The sequence below is a fragment of the Amycolatopsis sp. NPDC004079 genome (assembly GCF_040610415.1).
GTDB classification, from domain to species: domain Bacteria; phylum Actinomycetota; class Actinomycetes; order Mycobacteriales; family Pseudonocardiaceae; genus Amycolatopsis; species Amycolatopsis halotolerans.
Window position 1 is genome coordinate 164410 of the sequence record NZ_JBEXMH010000012.1, and the last position, 21002, is coordinate 185411.

The window sequence follows — 21002 nt, forward strand, 5'->3', positions numbered from 1 at the left end:
AAGCCGCGGGAGGGGACCCAGTGACCACACCACCGTTCGGCGTGCCGCCGGCCGCGAACCCGTACCAGGCGCCCCCGCGGCTGCCGGTCCAGGGCGGCCCGAAACGGGTGTCGGGCAAGCAGAAAGCGCTCTTCGCCGGGCTCGTCGTCGTGGCGCTCGGGCTCGGGACGCTCGGCGCGTTCGGGTTCGCCGCGATCGCGCGTTCGGCGGGACCGCCGGTCGCGGGCAGCTGCCTCTACCTCTCGTCGCTGGGCTCGGAGACGCAGACCTACACCGGCGCGGACTGCTCGGAGCGGGCCGCCACCTACCGCGTCGACACCGTCGTCAAGGGCCGGGCCTCCTGCCGCGGCGAGGACTACGTGCGGTTCGAGCTGTACTCGTCGTCGTCCCGCACCAGCGGCAGGCCGACCCAGACGCTGTGCCTCGCGTTGAACGTCGTGTCCGGCGAATGCGTGCGCGACGTTTCGGACGAATCGAAGGTCGGCAAGGTCGCGTGCGACGACCCCAAGGCGGAAGCGCGCGCGGTCGTGCACGACGGCGCGAAGTCGGCGTCGAGCTGCGGTGACAAGGACTTGTCGCTGGTCTACGCGGGGCCGCCGGTGCGCACGATCTGCCTGCAGCCGACCGGGGCGAGCATCTGACGCTTACAACGCGTTCGGCAGCATCGCCGCCACGTCCAGCCGGTTGGCGAGCTGCCCGGAGCTGTGCATGAGGTCGGCTACGCGCTGCAACCGGGTCGCCGACAGCGTGGTCGGGTAGCTGCCGAGCGAGATCAGCGCGGCGGTGGTCTGGTCGATGTCGGAGAACGACGGCAGCGCGTCGCGCACCTTCGCCGAGTCGGACGCGGCGAGCTGGGCCTGGGTGAGGACGTTCCGGAACGCCGTCAGCGTGCGCGGGTTCGCGGCGGCGAACTGACCGGTCGCGGCGTAGCCCGACGCCGGGAAGTCGAGGGTCGCGCCGGTCGAGCCGTCCGCGAGGACCTGCGCGCCCAGCTCTTTCTCCGCGCGGGTGATGTACGGCTCCACCATCAGCGCCGCGTCCGCGTCGCCGGACTGCAGCGCGGCGGGCATCTGCGCGAACGGCCGGGTCGTGAACTGGATCTTCGATTTGTCGACGCCCGCCGTGCCGAGGACTGCCCGCGCGGTGAGCGCGCCGATGTCGTCGGGGGAGTCCACGGCGATCGTCGGCGACTTCTTCGCGGTCGGTTCGGTGTAGTCGGAACCGGGCAGCGTGACGAGCGCGATAGTCGTGCGGCCGAAGGTGTACGCCTCGCCTTGCAGTTGCAGCGCGGTGCCCGATCCCGCGGCGCGGAACAGGGACACGTCGCTGCCGAACGTCACATCGACCTGTCCGGCTTTCAATTTTTCCACGCCGTCGCTGTCGCCGAGTTCCACCAGTTGGACGTTCAACCCGGCCTGGCGGAACTTTCCGGCCGCGACCGCGATGCGCAGCGGGGCGGTGTCGATCGGGCTCGCGACGCCGACCCGCAGCGTCGCGCGTTCCGGCGGTTGAGCTTGTCCGGCGTCACTGGATCCGAACATGGAACAACCGCTGAGTGCGAACAACGTCGCCACCAGCGCAAACCTCAGACCGGTCGCTTTCACTCGCCATCCCCTGCCGGGAGAATCTCTGCCTCGTGCTGGATCGTATGGGCCGCTGCCCATACGATCGCCCGCAGGGCTGTGCCCCCGCCAGGGTGGCTTCCCGATCTTTTCGCCGGAAGCTACCGCTTGGTAGTTTTCGGCCGGAGCCCGAGGACGTCCGTGGGCAGAGGTTCCCGCGGCGGAAAAGGAAGCACAGGTGACCCGTCGCGACGACCGTCCCCGTTCGGGTGACGCGACGGATCCGGCTGCCTCGCGCCCGGTCGGCGGCGGCTGGCGGCTGCGGAACTGGCGGCTGCGCACCAAGCTCTTCGTCGTCCTGCTGATCCCCGCGCTCGCCGTGGTCGTGCTGGTCGGCCTGCGGGTCAACAGCGACCTGCGCGACGCCCGCCAGCTCGCCGAGTTCGCCGCCCGCTGCCGGGTCGACACGACGGTCGCCGAGGTCGTGCACCAGCTGCAGCGGGAACGCGACGTCACGGTCCGGTTCGTCGCGGGCGACCGAAAGGGGGCCACCGACGTCCTCGTCGGCCAGCGCACCCGGGTCGACCTGGCGATCGGCGCGTTCGAGCGGTCGCTCGCCGACAGCAAATCGCGGCTCGACGATTCCGCGGCGGGCGATCTGCAGCAGAGCGACGACCGGCTGCGAGTGCTTGGCGGCCTTCGGTACTCGGCCGAACACTCGGCGTATCCGGCCGACGCGGTGCTGCGCTCCTACAGCGAGCTCATCTCCGGCCTCCTCGACATCAGTGACACCGCGGCGGCCGACGTCACCGAACCTGATCTCGCGCGGCTGCGGCTGGCCGGGAACGCGCTCGCGCGGATCAAGGACCAGATGTCGGTCAAGCGCGCGGTCATGTCCGAGGCGATCGCGCAGGGCACGCTCAACCGGGACCGGACGCGCGCGTTGCTGGGCGCGGAAGCCGAGCTGGCCGCCGCGCGCAACGACTACCGCACTTTCGCCAGCCCGGACGAGCAGCGGATGTACTCGGACACGGTGATCGGCATCGTCGTCGACATCGGCAACGACATGGTCGAGTCGGCGCTCACCCGTACGGAGAACAACCAGTCGCTGTCCGGCCTGGACGCGAACCAGTGGGACACCGCGTCGACGTACACGGTCAATCTCGCCCACCAGGTCCAGCAGGCGCTGCTCGTCCAGCTTCAGGAGAAAACGGACGCGCGCGCCGCCAGCGCCCGCGCCTCGACGATCTGGGACGGCGGAATCGTCATCGCCGTCCTGTTGGTCGCCGGTGTCCTGTCGGTGGTGATCGCGCGCTCCCTGCTGCGGCCGTTGCGGATCCTGCGCCGCACCGCGCTGGAGGTCGCCGACCACCGGCTGCCCGAGGCCGTGCAGCGGCTGCTCACCGAGCCCGATCCCGCGCCGGAAAACCTGCGGCACCGGGCGGCGGTCGCGCCGGTGCCGATCTTCACCCGCGAGGAAGTCGGCCAGGTCGCGCGCGCGTTCGACGCGGTGCACGGCGAGGCCGTCCGGCTGGCCGCCGAGCAGGCGATGCTGCGCGAGAACGTGAACGCGATGTTCGTCAACCTGTCGCAGCGCAGCCAGGACCTGGTGGAGCGGCAGCTGTCCGTGCTCGACCGGATGGAGGCGGGCGAACAGGACCCGGACACCCTCGGCGGGCTGTTCGAACTCGACCACCTGGCCACCCGGATGCGGCGCAACAGCGAGAACCTGCTGGTGCTGTCCGGCACCGACCTCGTGCGCGAGGACAGCGGGCCGGTCGTGGCCGACGAGATCATCGGGGCCGCACTGTCCGAAGTGGAGGATTACCAGCGGATCGAGGTCGGCCCGGCCCCGGCGCTCGCGGTGCGCGGCGACGCGGTGAACGACCTGGTGCACGTGGTGTCCGAGCTGCTGGAGAACGCCACCCGGTACTCCGGGCCGCAGGCGGCGGTCACCGTCGAGAGCGCGCGGACGCCGGACGGGGCGTGGCGGATCGAGATCACCGACCGCGGCGCGGGCATGCCGCAGGCGGAGATCGACCGCACCAACGCGCGGCTGGCGCACCCGCCGGAGGTCGACGTCGAGGTGTCGCGCCGGATGGGGCTGTTCGTGGTCGCGACGCTGGCCGAACGGCACGCCATCGCGGTGAAGCTGAGCCCGGCGGAGGGACGCGGTCTCACCGCGACGGTCGTCGTCCCGGCGGCGTTGATCACCGAGGCCCCGCCGCTGCCGCAGCCGCCCGCGCCGGTCGAGCCGGAGCCCGCGCCGGAGCCGGAGCTGCTGGCCCCGCTCGCGCCGCTGACGCCGGTCGAAGAGCCGGAGGAGTCCGCCGAGCTGGTCGCGCCGACCCTCGACGACGCCGGTCCGCTGCGGCGTGCGCCGGTGGTCGAGGAAGCGCCGTCGTGGCCGGGGCCAGCGGCACGGTCGCATCTGGAGATCGACGCGCCGACGGACCGGATGCCTGCTTACCGCGACGTGCTCTCGCGCTGGTTCGACCTGTCGGCACCGGTGGAGGAGCCGGTGGCGCCGGAGCCGCGCGTGGTCGCGCCGATGCCGGAGGTGCCCTCGTTCGAGCCGGATTACCAGGCGGCGGAGCCGAAGCACGCTTACGAAGCACCGCCGGAGTTCCCGACCGACGACCCGGACGAGGCGGCCCCGGAATGGCCGGTGCCCGCGCAGGCGGAACAGCCGGAATGGCCGGTGCCCGCGCAGGCGGAGCAACCGGAGTGGCCGTCGCCCGCGCACCTGGAACAAGAGGACGGGGCCGAGGACACCTGGCCGTTCCTGCGGGTCGCCGACGTGGCGGGCGGCCCCGCCGCGGCGGAGGAGCGGCGGCCGATACTCTCGCTTTCCCCCGACGCGGTGCGCGCCCGGATGACGAGCCTGCAAGGCGGCTTCCGGCGCGGCAGGCACGCCAGGGGGGAAGACACCCCGCCACTGGATCGAAACGGATGAGGCATGAGTTCGAACACCGCCCTGCTGGAAGTGATCGCGCTGGGCGCGCAGGACGCGGAGCGGGCGCAGGAGGGCGGAGCGGACCGGCTCGAACTGGTCGCCGACATGGCCAGCGACGGGCTCACCCCCAGCGAGGCGACGGTGCGCGAGGTGCTCGCGGCCACTGATTTGCCGGTGCGCGTGATGCTGCGCGCGGAGAACACTTTCGACGCCCGCGCGATCGACGAGGTGCGCGCTTCGGCGGCCCGGCTGGTGTCCGCGGGGGCGCGGGAGTTCGTGTTCGGCTTTCTCACCGAGGACGGCGAGGTCGACGCCGAAGCGTGCCGTGTGCTGCTGAAGGAGATCGACGGACGGCCGTGGACGTTCCACCGCGCCATCGACCGTTCGCGCAACCCGATTGCCGCGTACGACGTGCTGGCGGAGCTCGGCTGCGACACCGTGCTGGCGGCGGGGCACGCGAACGGTGTCGCGAGTGGACTGTCGGTGCTGCAGCAGCTCGCGCGGCGCACCGACGGCCCGGCGCTGTTGGTCGGCGGCGGTTTGCGGGCGCAGCAGGTGCATTTGCTGCGGGCGGGCGGCGTGCGCGGATTCCACGTGGGCGGCGCGGTGCGAACGTCCGGGTGGGACGCTCCGGTGGACCCGGCGGCCGTGCGCGAGTGGGCCGAACTCGTCAAGGGCTGACGCTCTCTCGGCAGCGGGTGCGGATCTTCGGGTCCGTGAGGGAATCAGAGTCAATGCCAGGAACTTAAGCCGCTCGACCTCGGTCCGCTAAACCGTCCACAAAGGACGAAACCGGCACCGAAATGCCCTATTTGTCGCCATGTGACTGTGACTTGAAGTCCGTGAGGGGAACCCTGAGGGAATCTGATTCCCTCAGGGTTCCCCTCACGGACCGCAAACCCCGCGCGAGTGGAGAAGTCGCGCGAGCCGTCGAGGCCGGTCGTCGAGAAGGGAATCTCGCCGGGAATTCCAATTCCGGCAAGGTTCCCTTCTTCGCTTGACGACCACAGTGCGCGTGTGAGCGCAACCAGTCCGGATTGTCCGTGGCTTCCGGCTCGCGCCTTACGATGGTTTCCGGATTCGGCGGGACATCGCGGCGTGAATCAGTCATCAATCGTGCAAGTGGAAAACAAACCAACCGAGATGAGGTCAGCCAAAAGTAGGTTTCTTTGTTTCGTGCGGTTTTTTAGGGTCGGTGATACGGGTCGGTACCGCGATTTTGCCGGCCCGGTCCCCGCCTCTCGAGAGGAATTCTCATGCGCTTGCGCAAGCTCGTCGCCGCCGCGGTTCCGCTGCCGGCGTTGCTGTGCCTGTCCGTGGCCGGCGTCGCGAACGCCGATCCGCTGGTCGCCCTCTCCGGCAACGCCGCACCGCTCGCCGCCAGTGCGCGGTCCGGCGATGTTGCCGCTGAGCAGCAGATTCCCGCCGCACTGTCCCTCAAGCTGCACAATCAGCAGGCGCTCGCCCGCTTCCTTTCCGACGTGCAGGACCCGGCCTCGCCGCAGTATCACCGATTCCTCTCTCCGGAGCAGTTCACTGCTGCATTCGGCCCAACACAAGCCGAAGCCGATCAGGCGGTGAATTTCCTCAAGCGCAGCGGCGCGCAGGGTATTCAGGTTTCCGGAAACCGTCAGGCGATCACCTTCTCGGCGACTGCCGGACAGCTGGAATCCGCCTTCCATACGCGCATCGGCAATTACACCGACACCGTCACCGGCCGGAAGTTCTACGCGAACGACTCCGCGCCGGAACTGCCCGCGTCGGTGTCCTCGGTGGTCGATTCGGTCGTCGGCCTCGACAACCACGCGGTGAAGCACCACGCGAAGCCGACGCAGGCGCCGCGCACGGTCAAGCCGGTCACTCCGACCATCCTCAAGACCGCGTACGGCACCAGCGGCATGACCGCCACCGGCGCGGGCGTGAATGTCGGTTTCGTGGAGTTCGACGGCTACAAGAAGTCCGACATCACCGCGTACGACACGAAGTACGGCCTCAAGGGCGGTTCGGTCAATACGGTTTCGGTCAGCGGAGCCAACTACGACTCGAGCCCCGGCGACGGCCAGACCGAGGTCGACCTGGACATCGAGGTCGTGCACGCGCTCGCCGCCCCGGCGAACGACTACGTGTACGAGGCCCCGAACTCCAACGCGGGCGAGCTGGCGATGTACCAGCAGATCGCGTCGGACAAGAAGGTCAGCGTCGTTTCGATCTCGTGGGGCTCCTGCGAGGCGGCGGAAGGCTCGGCCGCGGCCAAGAGCGTCGACAAGGCGCTCGCGACCGGCACCGCGGAGGGCATCAGCTACTTCGCCGCCGCGGGCGACGACGGCACCACCGACTGCGCCCGCCAGACCGGCAGCAAGTCCCAGGCCGTTGACTTCCCGGCGTCGAGCCCGAACGTCTCCGGCGTGGGCGGCACGCAGCTGACGGTGAACTCGTCGAACGGCTACAGCAGCGAGACGACGTGGAACGACGGTGCCTCGGGCGGTGCCGGCGGCGGTGGCATCTCGACGATCTTCGCCGCGCCGTCGTGGCAGTCCAAGCAGAGCACGACCAAGCGCAAGGTCCCGGACGTCGCCGGTGACGCCGCGCAGGGTTCGGCGTACTCGATCATCTCCGGCGGACAGGCCGGCAACGTGTGGGGCACCTCGGGCGCGGCTCCGCTGTGGGCGGGCTTCGCGGCGCTGCAGAACCAGGTCCACAAGGGCGGCCTCGGCAACCTGAACGCGAAGTTCTACGGAATCGGCAACGGTACCTCCTACGGCTCCGGCTTCCACGACGTGACCACCGGCAACAACACCTTCAACGGCACCACCGGCTTCTCCGCCGGCAAGGGCTACGACCAGACGACCGGCTGGGGTTCGTTCAACGGCTCCGGACTGTCCAAACTGATCGGCTGACAACGGTTGTCGCGAGCGCCTGTCCCGGTCGCCGGGGCAGGCGCTCGCGCGTGTCTTGTGGACTGCGGCGGCTACGGACAATGGCTGATTGACCAAGATCCGGGACGCTGTTTTGATGGCCGGGTGCAGCCTCTCCTGACGTCGAAGCAGCAGGCCCTCGTCGACCGCGCCGCCAAGCTCGCGGACATCTTCGCCGAGCGTGCGGCCGAGCACGACCGGGACAACACGTTCCCGCACCAGAACTACGACGACCTGCGCGAGGCGGGCTTCCTGCGACTGTCGGTCCCGGAGGAGCTGGGCGGCTCCGGAGCCGGGCTGCCGGAAATCCTGCCGGTGCTGGAACGGCTCGCGATGGGCGACGGCGCGACCGCGCTGGCGTTCACGATGCACCTGTCGCCGCTGGGACAGTGGGCGAGCGTGTGGCGGCGCACGAAGGCGCCTCGGCTCGCGCAACTGCTGCGCAAAGCGGTGGACGGCGAACTGGTGTGGGCGTCGATCACCAGCGAAACGGGCCTGCGCAACGACATGACGGACGCGAAAACCCGCGCTGTCCGCGTCGAAGGCGGCTTCGAACTGACCGGCCGCAAGAGCTTCGCGACCAACTCGGCCGTCGCCACGCACTGCTCGACCACCGCCCGCTACGAGGACGCCGACGGCGGCCCGCGGCTGTTGCTGTGCCAGATCGCGCTGGACCAGCCCGGCGTCACGATCCACCAGACGTGGAACACCATGGGCATGCGCGGCACCCAGAGCAACGACGTCGAACTGGACAAGGTGTTCGTCGAGGACGCGGCGGTCGTGCACTCGCTGCCGGTGAAGCACCTCGACTCGCGGGTGCTGGAAACCGTGTGGGCGTGGGCGATGCCGGCGTTCTCGGCGGTCTACACGGGAGTCGCGGCGGGCGCGCTGGACTGGACCGTGCAGACGCTGATCCAGCGCGGCAAGGCGGAGGACCCGGTGCTGCAGGACGTGATCGGCGAATGCCAGATCCTGCTGGAGAGCTCCCGCGCGCTGATCTACCGCCAGGCCGAGGAGGTGACGAGCCGCCGCCTGTTCACCGGGGACATCCAGGACGGCGTGGCCCGCAGCGCGGTGGTGAAGTACACGGCGGCGAACAACGCGGTCCAGGTGATGCAGCGGCTGGTCGACGCGCTGGGCGGCATGTCTTACACGAAGGCGCTGCCGTTCGAGCGCATGTGGCGGGACGTGCAGGCGAGCACGTTCATGCCGATGGGGAACCTGGCGACCCGGAAACTGGTGGGGGCCAACGTGCTCGGCGTGCGGACGCTGCCGGAGATCGGTCCGGACGAGACCGGGCCGGACTCCCGGGCTAAGGGCTGAACGGGTGAACCCGGCCGGAACCGAGTGAGTTCTCGCTGCTCAGGGGCTATCTTGACCGCTTCGGTCTTGGTGTCCAGGGGAGGGACAGCGAGTGGCGAAGCAGAAATTCCGGACGCTTAAGGACGGTCGGGTAGTCCCGATAGACGAGGGCGGTGGCGCGAAGGTCTTCGTGGCGGGAGCGGCGATAGTCGCTGTCGTCGGAGGCGGTACCGCGGCCGGAATCGGCGGGTCGGCGAGCGTGGGATCCGGGGCGGCGGCAGAGGCTTTGCCCGGAAACCTCGCCGGTGACGCAGCGGATTCCTTGCCCGGCCGCAGTCTTGAGACCCGCAAAGCAGAGGGCAAGAAGTCCGCGAAGCGCGGCCGCAAGGACGAGACCTTCAGCCGCTTCAAGTTCAAACAGCTCAAGCAGGCAGCGAAACACGAGATCGACTGCCTGCTGAACTCCACCGACCGCGTCCGCGAGTATCTCGCGGAGCACCGCTGCACCTCATTGGACCGAAACCTCTTCGCCGTCGGCGACGGACACGGCAACGCCGCGGTGATTTCCGTTGCCCGCGTGGGGTTTCCGAAGAAAAGCGACGCCGAGGGCTGCGAGAAGGTCGAGGAGGTGCAGGGCAGCGGGGACATCAAACCCTTAGGCGCTGCCCTGCTCGGCCTCGACGGCGTGAAATTCTCCGGCCACCACTTCCGGTCCCGGGTGGACGGTCGGGCGATGGTGGTCGCCGAAACAGAAACCGTTGCCGGGAAAGTAGATTCCGGCACCCTCGACGCCCTCGCCGACGTCTCGGTCTGGTTCCCGAAGCTGTGACTACTTCTTCTCCGAAACGACAGTCTCCGAAGCCTCGGAAGCAGCAGCCTCCGCCGCCTCCTGCTCCGCCAAATCTGCCGCGGCCTGAACCGCCGGACCATGCAGCAACCGCGCCACTTCACCGCGCAGCGAAACGAACTCCGCCGATTCCCGCGTCGTGATCTGGTCCCGCTGCGCGGGCAGGTCCACCTTCAAGTCGGCCACGATCCGCGCAGGCGACTTCGACAGCACCAGCACCCGGTCGCCCAGGTACACGCTTTCGTCGATGTCGTGCGTCACCAGCAAAACCGTCGTGCCCTGTTCGACCTGGACCCGGCGCAGCAGGTCCTCCAGCTCGAACCGCGTCTGCGCGTCCACCGACGCGAACGGCTCGTCCATCAGCAGCAGTGCCGGACGGCTCGCCAGCGCGCGGGCGATCGACACCCGCTGCTGCATGCCGCCGGAAAGCTGCCACGGGTACTTGTTCACCGCGGCCGAAAGCCCGACCGCCTCGAGTGCTTCGGCGGCCCGCTCGCGCCGGGTCGCCTTGTCGAGTTTGCTCCAGCGCAGCGGGAATTCCACGTTCTTCGCGACCGACAGCCACGGGAACAGGGAACGGCTGTAGTCCTGGAACACCACGGCGAGATCGTCCGGCACCGCGGTGACGCGGTCGCCGTGCAGGCTCACCGTGCCGCCGGACGGCGGGATCAGGCCGGCGATCGCGCGCAGCAGCGTGGACTTGCCGCAGCCGGACGGGCCGACGATGCACGCCAGCTGCCCGGTCTCGACCGTGAACGACAGTTCGTTGACCGCGACGTGCGCGGACTCGCCGCTGCCGTAGCGGTGGCTGAGGCCGGAGACCTCGAGCATGGTCGACATAACGGGAAAACCTTCCTAGTTCCGGCCGGGCTGCCAGCCGAGCACCCGGCGTTCGATGCCGAGCAGCGCGGCGTTGAACCCGTACCCGAGGATGCCCAGCAGCACGATCCACGCCCACATCTGGTCGAAGTCGTACGAGCGCTGGGCGGCGAGCAGCGCGTAGCCGATGCCGTTGAGCGCTCCCACCAGTTCGGAGATCGCCATCAGGATCAGCGCGATCGAGAGCGACAGCCGCAGCCCGGCGAAGATCTTCGGCAGCGCCGCGGGCAGCACGACCAGCCCGATCCAGTACCGCTTCGGCGTGCGGAACGCGCGCGCCGTCTCCACCTTGACCTTGTCGACCGAGCGGACCCCGTCCACTGTGTTCATCAGGACCGGCCACAGCGAACCGAAGATGATCGTCGCGGTCTGCATGCCGGGGCCGATGCCGAACAGGATGATGAACACCGGCACCAGCGCGGGCGGCGGGATGGCGCGGAAGAACGCGAACAGCGGCCCCACGTAGTCCATTCCGGTGCGCGAGCGGCCCAGCGCGGTGCCGAGCGCGACGCCGATCACCACCGACAGCAGCCAGCCGCCCAGGACCCGGCCGAGGCTCGGCAGGATGTGGTCGAACACCGGGTCGCCGAGGAACAGCTGCGAAGCCGGTCCGGAGAACCACAGTTTCGCCGCGGCGGCGACGATCTTCGACGGCGGCGGGAAGAACACGCTCTCGCTCAGCCGCGTCGCGATCTCCCACAGCACCACCAGGATCACGAACAGCAGCCACTTGCGGGCGAACCCGCTGATGCCGCGGCTCATCCGGCGCGTCACGGTGGACGGCTTCTCGACCACGCTCACGCGGCGGCTCCTTCGACGGCGCTGCTCCAGCGGAACAGCCGATGCCCCAGCCGTTCCAGGCCCTCGTTGACGAGGAAGCCGAGGATCCCGGCGATGACCGTTCCGGCGAGCACCAGGTCCATCCGGCCCGGCCCGGAACTGGCCTCGAGCACGAACTGCCCGATGCCGAGTTTCGCGCCGGCCAGGAATTCCGTGCTGATCACCAGGATCAGTGAAATCGCGGCGGACAACCGGATCCCGGTGAACACGAACGGCGCGGCGTGCGGCAGCGCGACCGAGGTCAGCACCCGCGAACGCGGAGTCCCGTACGTGCGCGCGGTTTCCAGCAGCAGCGGATCGATCTCGGCCAGCGCGTAGATGGTGTTGAAGAGGATGGGCCACACCGCCGCGTACACGGCGAGCGTGATCTTCGCTTCCGGGCCGCCGCCGACGACGATCAGCACCAGCGGAATCAGTGCCACGGAGGGGATCGGGCGGAGGAATTCGACGATCGCCTTGGTCGCGTCGCGCAGCCAGGGGATGCTGCCGAGCAGCAGACCGGCGGGGACCGCGATGGCGATCGAGATGAGCAGCGCGATCATCCACGCGAGCACCGAGGCGACCACGTCGCGGACGAATTCGACGTCGCCGAGCAGTTCGCCGATCCGGGCGAACACGACGGTCGGCGGGGGAAGGTCGTTCTGGTCGATCAGACCGGCCCGCACGACGGCCTCCCAGATCAGGAGGAAGCCGAGCAGGCCGGTCAGGTTCCGGACGAGGCGCACGTCAGGACGCGTTCGCCTGCGGGACGATCATCGACTGCACGTCGATCTTCGACTGGATGGAACCGAACTGCTGCAGCAGGTCGGGCACGCGCTGGATGCGTCGCGCGTCCAAAGTGGACTGGAAGGTGAGCAGCGTGGTGAGCTTCGCGGTCGCCTCGTCCACCTTCGAGAACTGGATCATCAGCGGCTCGATCTTGGAGCGGTCGGCCGATTCCTTGGTGGCCCGCAGCATCGCGCGCTGGAACGCGGCGACGGTCTTCGGGTTGGCGTCGGTGAACTTGCCGAGCGAGCCGTAACCTGCGGTCGGGAAGTCCTTCGTGCCGCCGGAAGCGGTGTCGATGACCTCGACCGTCCCGTTGACCTTCGCCGACTGCGTGATGAACGGCTCGGTGAGGAAGCCCGCTTCGACGTCGCCGCGCTTGACCGCGGGGCCGATGTCCGGGAACCGCAGCGAGACCCACTTGACGTCGTTGAAGTTCACGCCGTTGTCGCGCATGACCGACTTGGTCAGGGTGTCGCAAATCGTGTTGGTGGCGGTGATCGCGATCTTCTTGCCCGCCAGGTCGTGCACGTTCTTGATGTTGCTGTTCGGCATCGCCACGATCTCGGTGCTCTTCGGGCCCGCCGAGGAGGCGTCGGCGACGAGCTTGATGTCCGCGGCGCCCTTGCTCTTGGCGATGAAGAACGGCGTGTAGCTCGCGTAGGCGATGTCGACCTCGCCCGCCTGCAGCTTCTGCAGCGAGGCGTCACCGCTCGCGGCGTCGACGGCTTCGACTTCGAGTCCCTCGTTCTTGAAGTAGCCGTTCTGGACCGCGAGGTGGAAAGGCGCCACGTCGATCGTCGGCATGATCGAGACCTTGATCTTGGTCTTCTCGACCCCGGAGCCGCCCTTCGAGCTGCCCGAATCGTCCGATCCGCCCAGCAGGCCGCATCCACTGGCAGTCAAGGCCACGCCGCCCGCCATCGCGAGCGACAGGAACCCGCGCCTGCCGTAATCGCGCCGGCTGCTCACCGCTTCTTCAAACAAGGTCGCTCCTAGCAAATGGGCCCGCGTCTGGCATGGACGCGGGGGGAAGGTGGCTCATTGTCCGGAGTCACGCGGCTACTGTAGAGAACCAGGACGATCACTCACAATGGGTGTTCATATACGATTCAGAAGTGTTGCTGGTCACTCGATCAGGTGATCGAATCCGCTGGTATGCCGGGGTATGTGAACGACCCGTGGGTGCCCGAAGGGCCTTGATCCGCTGCCTGGGTGCTCTCCGGGCAACTTCTGGAGGGTTACAAATCGGCCAGGCGTTCGCTACCCTCTGCTCCTGCAGTGTGAGGTGTGGACCACCGATGTAGTGAGAGCAGGACATGCGAAAAGGCTCTCCGCACACGTCGGCTACTAGCCGGCGGAGGGTGGCCTCGGCCGAACGGACCAAGAGATCGACCACGTGCGGGGACCGAACGTCATGCCAGACCTGAACCGATTCCGCGCCCGAGGCGACGGGCAGCCGCACCGGGAAGTCGATCTTTTCACTCGAAAGGGTGTAACAGTCCGGGGCGCGGTCCAGACCACTCAGGTGGCGGATTACCTGCCGGGAGCGTGCGCGTAGTGGCCACGAGCACGGCAGGTTCGGAATCAACGGGCCCCTCGGGCCCGGACGGTGGTGCGGCGGTGCCGAACGAAGACACCGCGGGGGCAGGGGAGGCCTCCGCTCAGGAGAACGCGGGGACCGCGCAGCAGCGGTCCTGGCTCGCGCTCGGCAACTGGCGGCTGAGGTCCAAGCTCGCGCTCATTCTCCTCATTCCCACGATCACCGCGCTGGTCCTCGGTGTCCTGCGCGTGGTCGACGACGTGCGCTCGGCGGTGGAGCTCAACCACACCGCCAACCAGGTCGCCTTCGCCGAGAAGGTCACCGCGGTGGTGCACGACCTGCAGCGCGAGCGCGCGCTGGCCGTGGTCCGGATCTCCTCGGGAGACCCGCTGCGCCAGACCGGCCTCGACGCGCAGATGGCGAAGGTCGACCGCGACGTCGACGACCTGCGCAACGCCGCGGTCAACCTCGAGAGCGACGACCAGGCGGCCAGCGACCGCTACGCGCACGGCCTCCAGCGCCTCGACGCGCTGCGCCCGCTGCGCGCGGCGATGACCACGTCGGCCTACTCCGACCGCGCGGTGCTCGACACCTACTCCTCGGTGCTCGACTCGCTGATCCAGCTCGGCCGCGAGGTCTCCACCGCGACGACCGACCGCGACCTGCTCCGCCTCGGCACGAGCACGCAGTCGATCAGCGAGGCGAAGGAGTTCATCCTCCGCGGCGACTCCGCGCTGCAGATCGCCGCGTTCCGCGACAACTTCCCCGGCAACCTGATCGACGAGACCCGGGCCGCCGAGGCCAGCGGCGACGCGTCGATCACCGCCTTCCTCGCCAACGCCACCGGCGACCAGGTCCAGCTCTACAACGACACCTACTCCGGACCCGAGGTCGACGAGCGTCGGCGATTGCAGACGCAGGCCTTCTCCTTCGCCCAGGGCGGCCAGCCGCTCAACCTCGACGGCACCAAGCTCGGCCAGGACTCCACCGTCGCCGCGGACAAGCTGCGCGCGGTCGAGGTCAACCTGCTGACCCAGCTGCGCGCGCAGGCCGACGAACTGGCCAGCAACGCGGTCCGGTCGGCGTGGGTCGGCGGCGTCATCGTCCTCGCCGCGCTGGTCGCCGCGCTGATGCTGATGCTCGTCATCGCCCGCCTGATGCTGCGCCCGCTGCGAGTGCTGCGGAAGACCGCGCTGGACGTCGCCTACACCCGGCTGCCGGAAACCGTGCAGGCGATCCTGGACGACCCGGACCCGGTCAACGCCTCGAAGAAGGCGGTCGACCCGGTTCCGGTCCTCACCCGCGACGAGATCGGCGAAGTGGCGCGCTCGTTCGACGTGGTGCACGAGCAGGCGGTCAAGATGGCCGCCGAACAGGCACTGCTGCGCGAGAACGTCAACGGCATCTTCGTGAACCTCTCCCGGCGGTCGCAGCGGCTGGTGGAACGCCAGCTCGGCGTGATCGACCGGCTCGAGGCCGACGAGCAGGACCCGGACCATCTCGCGAGCCTCTTTGAACTCGACCACCTGGCGACCCGGTTGCGCCGGAACGGCGAATCGCTGCTGGTGCTTTCGGGCGCGGGCCTCGCGAAGTCGGTGCCGAAGCCGGTGCCGGCGGCCGACGTGATCGGCGCGGCGGTCTCGGAGATCGAGCAGTACGCCCGTATCGAGATCGGCATCGTGCCCGAGGTGGCGGTGCAGGGCCTCGCGATCCACGACCTCGTGCACGTGCTCGCGGAACTGCTCGACAACGCCACGTACTTCTCCGAACCGGAAACCAAGATCACCGTCCGCGCGGTCATCACGCGCAAGAAGGCGCTGGCGATCCAGGTCACCGACCACGGCGTCGGGATGACCGAGGAACGTCTCGCCGAGGTCAACGAGCGCCTCGCCGACCCGCCGGACCTGGACGTGTCGGTGACCCGGCGAATGGGTCTGTATGTGGTCGCCCGGCTGGCCCAGCGCCACGGCATCGAGGTGCGGCTGCGCGAGAACGAGGACATCGAGGGCGGCGTGATCGCCCGCGTCGTGGTCCCGGTCGAGCTGCTCACCCAGGTCCGGATGGTTTCGCCGACGATGCGGAACACCCCGCCGCCGCCGAACCGCAACGAGGTTTCGCACCCGAGCCTGCCGCCGCTGAACCGCGAGCCGGAGCCGCCGAACCCGCTTCCGCTCGCGCCGCCGCCCGCGGCAGCCGAGCTGACCGAGGCGATGGGCTCGGCGGGCGGTGCGTCGGAGAACGGCGGTCTGGTCCCGCTCGACCAGCCGATCAGCCTCGACGACCTCGTCGCGGGCAACCGCGCGGCTGGTCCGTTCCTCAGCCCGGCGACGCCTGCCTCGGAAACGCCGGCGTGGCCGACCGCGGAGGACCTCGCGCCGCTCACTCGCGAGTCGTATGGCGAGGGCGCGAGCCTGGCGCAGACCGAGTTCCCGCCGCTGGTGCTGCCGAAGCGGGAGCCGAAATACGTCGCGCCGGAAGCTCCGAAGGAGCAGCCGCCCGCCGAACCGGACGGTTCCGCCGCGCTCGAGGACGACGTGCCCACCCGGCGGCTGCCGATCTACCAGTCGGTGCTGTCGCGCTGGTTCAGCGAGGGCGAGGACGGCGAGAACGGCACCGGCGCCGCCGGGTCCGCCGCGCCGGAACCGGAAGCCGCCGAATCCCCGGAGGTCCCCGAGAGTCACGCGGCTCCGGTCGAGCCGCAGGAGACCCGGGCCGCCGAGCCCGAGCGGCGGCCCGCGCCCGCGGCGCTCGAATCGACGCCGCTCTACCCCGGTTCCGAGGAACCGGAGGACGACAGCTGGCACAGCGTCTCCGACGAGGGCTGGCACGCGGCGCAGTCGCTGCTCGAGTCCAAGAACGAGGAGATGACGTCCGCCGGGCTGCCCAAGCGCGTGCCCAACGCGTACCTGGTCCCCGGCTCGATCGGCAACGCGCCGGAACCGGCGCAGGCGCAGAACTCGTTCACCGACGCGACCGCCGGAATGCCCGGAACGGGTGCGATGACCCGCTCGGCGACGGCTGCCCGCAGCCGGATGGCAAGCTTCCAGCGTGGGTACAAGTCCGGTAGGCACGCACTGAAGGAGCGGCCGCCGGACGCCCGGCTCGACGACGACGGGGTTCGCGTCACCGGGGCCGGGTATGTGAGCGACAGCAGTGAGGAGCGAGAGTGACACGGGCGGGAGTGCAGCCGGGAGGCGGCTCGGTGCAGCCGAACGGCAGGCAAGCCGGCGGCGGGGCGAGCAGCTTCGCGTGGCTGATCACGGACTTCGTCCACCGGGTGCCCGGTGCGGCGCACGCGGTGGTCGTCTCGGCCGACGGTCTGCTGCTCGCGTCTTCGCGCGGGCTGCCGAAAGACCGGGCGGACCAGCTGGCGGCCGTCGCCTCGGGGCTGACCAGCCTCGCGCGCGGGGCGGCGAAGGTGTTCGAGGGCGGCCCGGTCGCGCAGACCGTGGTCGAGATGGCGAACGGATTCCTCTTCCTGATGTCGGTGTCCGACGGCTCGTGCCTCGCGGTGCTGGGCTCGCCGGAGAGCGACATCGGCTTGGTGGTGTACGAAATGACGCTGCTGGTCGAACGGGTCGGCCAGCAGCTGACACCGGAGATGCGGGCACAACTGCAGGGCGCTGCGGTCCGTCGCTAGGCGGACCTAGGACTACAGGAGTAAACCGTGGACGACGGGCGCTTGCGCGGCGATGGCCGGCTCGGTGACGAGCACACCGGGGGCTGGGGCGATCGGGACCAGAGCCGGGAGGACTGGAAGTCCTTCCGGGACCGGGTCGACCGCGAATGGCGTTCGAGGGACGTCCAAGCCGCGGATTCCGAACCGGTGCGCGAACCGCCGAACTGGCTGACCGATTCCAACGCCGGGCAGCAGCCGGGCATCACCGCGGTGCCCGGGTACCGCGAGCGGCTGCTCGGCGGGCCGGGTTCGGAGCTGTTCGGCGGGGCGAGCGGACCGCTGTACGACTCGGCCGAGTTCGCCGCGTTCAGCGCCGAACGCGACGGGTCGCCGGGGCCGCCGAGCTACCCGTCGAACGAGCTGGCCGCCGCGCTGCCGATGCAGGCGGCCGGCGAATACGTGGACGAGCCCGCCGAGGTGGAGACCTCCGGGCTGGTCCGGCCTTACTTCCGCACCCGAGGGCGCACGAAACCGACCTACGACCTCGCGATCGAGGCCCTGGTCTCGACGAGCGAGCAGGGCCGGGTGCTTGACCGCGTCCGAGTGCCGGAGCACCGGTCCATCTGCGACCTGTGCCTCGACACCCGGTCGGTCGCAGAGGTGGCCGCGCTGCTGCGGCTGCCGCTCGGCGTGGTGCGAGTGCTGATTGGTGACGTGGCGGGCCTCGGCCTGGTGCTCGTGCACACGAGCAGCAGCACGAATTCGGGCGACCGCCCCAGTATCGAGTTCATGGAAAGGGTGCTCAGTGGGCTTCGGAGAATTTGACTCCGACGCGAACACACCGCATACGGGTCCGACCTCGTCGGCCAAGATCGTGGTCGCGGGTGGGTTCGGTTCGGGCAAGACGACTATGGTCGGGGCGATCTCCGAGATCGACCCGCTGACCACCGAGGCCATGATGACCGAGGCCAGCGTGGGCCACGACGACGTGTCGGCGACGCCGAACAAGTCGACGACCACGGTGGCGATGGACTTCGGCCGGATCTCGCTCGACTCCGACCTGGTGCTGTACGTGTTCGGCACGCCGGGCCAGCACCGGTTCTGGTTCATGTGGGACGACCTCGCCGTCGGCGCGATCGGTGCGGTCGTGCTCGTGGACACGCGCCGGCTCGCGGACGCGTTCCCGTCCATCGACTTCTTCGAGAACCGGAAGCTGCCGTACGTCGTGGCGATCAACTGCTTCGACCGGCTGCTGCACCACCAGATCGAAGACGTGCGGCACGCGCTCACCATCTCGCCGTCGGTGCCGATCATGGCGTGCGACGCGCGGGAGCGGGATTCGGCGAAGCAGGTGCTGATCTCCGTCGTGCAGCACGCGATCGCGCACGACACGGCTTTGCGGGCGGGCTAGTCCCGTCCGCGGTCCCCGCCGTCGTCTGCGAAGGAGGCGTACGCCGACTCCCAGATTCCCGTTACACCCCGGCTCGGGTGCGGCCGTTGGAGTGAACTCCGCGCGCTTCACCCGCTTCGGGGAGTGGTGCCTCCGAGCGGGGCAGGCTGAGTAGTCCTGTCCCCTCGCGCCCGAGGCCGGCCGCCCCTGATCGGGGCGTCGGACCGGCGGTGACCTGCACGGACATCCCGCTGCGCACGGTGGCCGCCGCCACCACCGAGTGACCCGCGAATGCGTGGTTGTGCATGCGTTCGCGCGACGTTACATCCGGCAGACACGTACCGTGCCCGGGCACACGCTCGACACGACCGGGTGCGTGAATACGCTGGAACGACGACTTCACCGCGGCCGGGCGAGGATGGCCGGCAGACGGCGAACGGGCGTCCGGCAGCGTTCGAGGAGCTTGGAGGGGCAGTGACCGATTCCGACCGGCCAGCGGACCAGGGCACGTTCAGCTGGCTGATCTCGGATTTCGTGCGCCGGGTCCCGGGTGCGGCGCACGCGGTCCTGGTGTCGGCGGACGGACTGATGCTCGCGCCCTCGGAAGGCTTGCCGCAGGAGCGCGCCGAACAGCTCTCGGCGGTGGCGTCCGGGCTGATCAGCCTGACCCAGGGCGCGGCGCGCTGCTTCGAGGCGGGCGGCGTGAACCAGACCGTGGTCGAGATGGAACGCGGATACCTGTTCCTGATGTCGGTCTCGGACGGTTCCTGCCTCGCGGTGCTCGCCGCGCCGACGTGCGACATCGGGACGGTCGCGTACGAGATGACCCTGCTGGTGGAGCGGGTCGGCGAGCAGATCACGCCGGAACTGCGCGCCCAGCTGCAGGGCGGCGGGGTGCTGGGGTAGCCGATGAAGATCTCGGGTTTCGGAGACCAGGACACGGGCGCCTGGGACGCCCTCCACAAAGGCACGGAACGGGAGTCGTTCGACTCGCCGAGCCGGTACGAGCTGAGTTCGCTGAGCATGCGGCTGCCGCATCGGCAGCCGCGGTCCACGCCTCCGCCGCCTCCTCCGCCGCCTGCTGCTCGGCGTCCGGAGCCCGCACCTCGGCCCGCTCCCGCACCTGCTCCGCGTCCGGTGCGGCAGGCGGTCGCCCCGCGTCCGGTGGCCCCGCCTCCTCCCGCTCCTGCTCCGGTCGAGGAGGAGAACTGGGACGACGGCTACGAATGGGTCGAAGACGGCGAGTCCGGTTATTGGGAAGAGCCCCAGCAGAACCACCGCTGGGAAGAGCCGCCGCCACCTCCGCCCGCGCCCAGCCGCCCCGCCGCGCACGACCCGTACTCGTTCGACGAGTACGCCGGTTCGCCCGGTGCCGACGACCGCGTGGTGCCGGAAGGCTCCGCGTACCAGCGTCAGCACGTCGAACAAGCCACCCGCAGCAGGCACGCGCTGGCCGAAGAGCCCGAGGACCGGTACTCCTACCCCGACCCCGGCCCGGCCTCCGGAGTGTCCGAATTGGACCGGTTCTGGTCCGCCGAGGAACCCGCGCAGCCGGAACCGCCCGCGCAGCCGACGAAATCGCGCGTGCGGCCGTACGCGCGAACCCGCGGCCGGACTCGCTCGGACCACAACCTCGCTCTCGAGGCCCTGGTCTCCACCAGCGACGAGGGCCGCCGTTACCGCGGAGTGCGCTCGATCGAGCACCGGCGGATCTGCGACCTGTGCCTGGACACCCGATCGGTCGCCGAGATCGCCGCGCACCTGCACCTGCCGCTCGGAGTGGTGAAGGTACTGGTGGGCGACATGGCCGACATCGGTCTCGTGATGCTGCACCAGACCGATCTGGTGCTGGGGGACCGGTCGTCGAGGGAGTTCATGGAACGGGTGCTGCAGGGGCTTCGCAACCTCTGACCACTCCTGCCCGGCTCAGTTCGCCCGCTTCGCTCTGTTTCGTGCCGTGCTCGCCTGTGCTGCCCGGCCCGCGCGATTCCGTTTCGCTCAGCCAAAACCGCTTCGTGCCGTGTTTGCCTGCCTCGCCCGTTCTGCCCAGCCCACGCGATTCCGTTTTCCTCAGCCAAAACCGCCCCAATGCGGCGTTGGGTGCGTGGGATGCACCCAACGCCGCATTGGGGTTTTCTCAGTAGCGCCGTATGGCGTCGAGTTGGCCGCGTCGGGGCGGCTCTGCTCCCGAGGACGTCCGTGAGGGGAACCCTGCGGGACTCAGAGTCCCTCAGGGTTCCCCTCACGGACACCTGCGTTGCGCACCAGGATCGTCTGCCGCAGGGTTCTTCCTGGTCGTCCGGCGCTGTGAAGGTCCGTGAAGGGCTCCTTGAAGGAATCTGATTCCCTCAAGGAGACCATAAACGACCACAGCGGGAGGCCAG

17 protein-coding genes are annotated in these 21002 nt (G+C 69.4%); 12 read left to right on the forward strand and 5 right to left on the reverse strand.

Annotated features, from left to right (window positions below; genetic code table 11):
• The first annotated feature begins 20 nt into the window (after positions 1-20).
• Positions 21-641 carry a hypothetical protein gene (locus ABZX37_RS15935; protein WP_354740031.1) on the forward strand — a complete coding sequence of 207 codons (621 nt, stop codon included), beginning with the start codon at positions 21-23 and terminating at the stop codon, positions 639-641.
• A gap of 3 nt (positions 642-644) precedes the next feature.
• Here ABZX37_RS15935 and ABZX37_RS15940 read toward each other — a convergent pair whose 3' ends face one another.
• On the reverse strand, positions 645-1541 hold the full coding sequence (locus ABZX37_RS15940; RefSeq protein WP_354740033.1) for an ABC transporter substrate-binding protein: 897 nt from the start codon (positions 1539-1541) through the stop codon (positions 645-647).
• Positions 1542-1800: 259 nt separating this feature from the next.
• Here ABZX37_RS15940 and ABZX37_RS15945 point away from each other — a divergent pair, with 259 nt between their 5' ends.
• The 5 genes from ABZX37_RS15945 to ABZX37_RS15965 all read left to right on the forward strand — a co-directional run bounded on the left by ABZX37_RS15945 (position 1801) and on the right by ABZX37_RS15965 (position 9564).
• Complete coding sequence (locus ABZX37_RS15945; protein WP_354740035.1) at positions 1801-4518, forward strand: nitrate- and nitrite sensing domain-containing protein; 2718 nt, start codon at positions 1801-1803, stop codon at positions 4516-4518.
• 3 nt (positions 4519-4521) lie between these two features.
• Positions 4522-5199 (forward strand): copper homeostasis protein CutC, encoded by a 678-nt coding sequence (locus ABZX37_RS15950; protein ID WP_354740037.1) that lies wholly within the window; start codon positions 4522-4524, stop codon positions 5197-5199.
• A gap of 575 nt (positions 5200-5774) precedes the next feature.
• Positions 5775-7415, forward strand: a complete 1641-nt coding sequence (locus ABZX37_RS15955; RefSeq protein ID WP_354740039.1) for a S53 family serine peptidase — start codon at positions 5775-5777, stop codon at positions 7413-7415.
• Between the two features lie 123 nt (positions 7416-7538).
• Positions 7539-8756: an acyl-CoA dehydrogenase family protein gene (locus ABZX37_RS15960; protein WP_354740041.1), complete on the forward strand. Its 1218-nt coding sequence runs from the start codon at positions 7539-7541 to the stop codon at positions 8754-8756.
• A gap of 91 nt (positions 8757-8847) precedes the next feature.
• Positions 8848-9564 (forward strand): hypothetical protein, encoded by a 717-nt coding sequence (locus ABZX37_RS15965; RefSeq protein ID WP_354740043.1) that lies wholly within the window; start codon positions 8848-8850, stop codon positions 9562-9564.
• On the opposite strand, the gene ABZX37_RS15970 is transcribed toward ABZX37_RS15965, so the two are convergent.
• The 4 genes from ABZX37_RS15970 to ABZX37_RS15985 are packed head-to-tail and all read right to left on the reverse strand — an operon-like array spanning position 9565 to position 12990.
• The gene (locus ABZX37_RS15970) at positions 9565-10422 is read right to left on the reverse strand and encodes an ABC transporter ATP-binding protein (protein WP_354740045.1); all 858 of its coding nucleotides are present in this window, start codon (positions 10420-10422) and stop codon (positions 9565-9567) included. It abuts the gene before it with no gap.
• A gap of 15 nt (positions 10423-10437) precedes the next feature.
• Positions 10438-11223 (reverse strand): ABC transporter permease, encoded by a 786-nt coding sequence (locus ABZX37_RS15975; protein ID WP_354740066.1) that lies wholly within the window; start codon positions 11221-11223, stop codon positions 10438-10440.
• A gap of 35 nt (positions 11224-11258) precedes the next feature.
• A complete protein-coding gene (locus ABZX37_RS15980; protein WP_344264904.1) occupies positions 11259-12026 on the reverse strand; it encodes an ABC transporter permease in 768 nt (255 codons plus the stop codon).
• 1 nt (position 12027) lies between these two features.
• Entirely contained in the window at positions 12028-12990 is a 963-nt protein-coding gene (locus tag ABZX37_RS15985) for an ABC transporter substrate-binding protein (RefSeq protein WP_354740068.1), read from the reverse strand.
• A 699-nt stretch (positions 12991-13689) separates the two neighbouring features.
• Between ABZX37_RS15985 and ABZX37_RS15990 the strand changes: the two genes are divergently transcribed.
• From ABZX37_RS15990 to ABZX37_RS16015, 6 genes are all read left to right on the forward strand, one after another.
• On the forward strand, positions 13690-16779 hold the full coding sequence (locus ABZX37_RS15990; protein ID WP_354740047.1) for a nitrate- and nitrite sensing domain-containing protein: 3090 nt from the start codon (positions 13690-13692) through the stop codon (positions 16777-16779).
• A gap of 11 nt (positions 16780-16790) precedes the next feature.
• Positions 16791-17249 (forward strand): roadblock/LC7 domain-containing protein, encoded by a 459-nt coding sequence (locus ABZX37_RS15995; protein WP_116204132.1) that lies wholly within the window; start codon positions 16791-16793, stop codon positions 17247-17249.
• Positions 17250-17276: 27 nt separating this feature from the next.
• Positions 17277-18053 carry a DUF742 domain-containing protein gene (locus ABZX37_RS16000; protein WP_354740049.1) on the forward strand — a complete coding sequence of 259 codons (777 nt, stop codon included), beginning with the start codon at positions 17277-17279 and terminating at the stop codon, positions 18051-18053.
• Entirely contained in the window at positions 18034-18639 is a 606-nt protein-coding gene (locus ABZX37_RS16005; protein WP_067594789.1) for an ATP/GTP-binding protein, read from the forward strand. Before ABZX37_RS16000 ends, ABZX37_RS16005 begins: the two co-directional genes overlap by 20 nt.
• Before the next feature lie 453 nt (positions 18640-19092).
• Positions 19093-19524: a roadblock/LC7 domain-containing protein gene (locus ABZX37_RS16010; protein WP_009083953.1), complete on the forward strand. Its 432-nt coding sequence runs from the start codon at positions 19093-19095 to the stop codon at positions 19522-19524.
• A 3-nt stretch (positions 19525-19527) separates the two neighbouring features.
• Positions 19528-20529, forward strand: coding sequence for a DUF742 domain-containing protein (locus ABZX37_RS16015; RefSeq protein WP_354740052.1), 1002 nt, complete (start codon positions 19528-19530; stop codon positions 20527-20529).
• Positions 20530-21002: the final 473 nt, after the last annotated feature.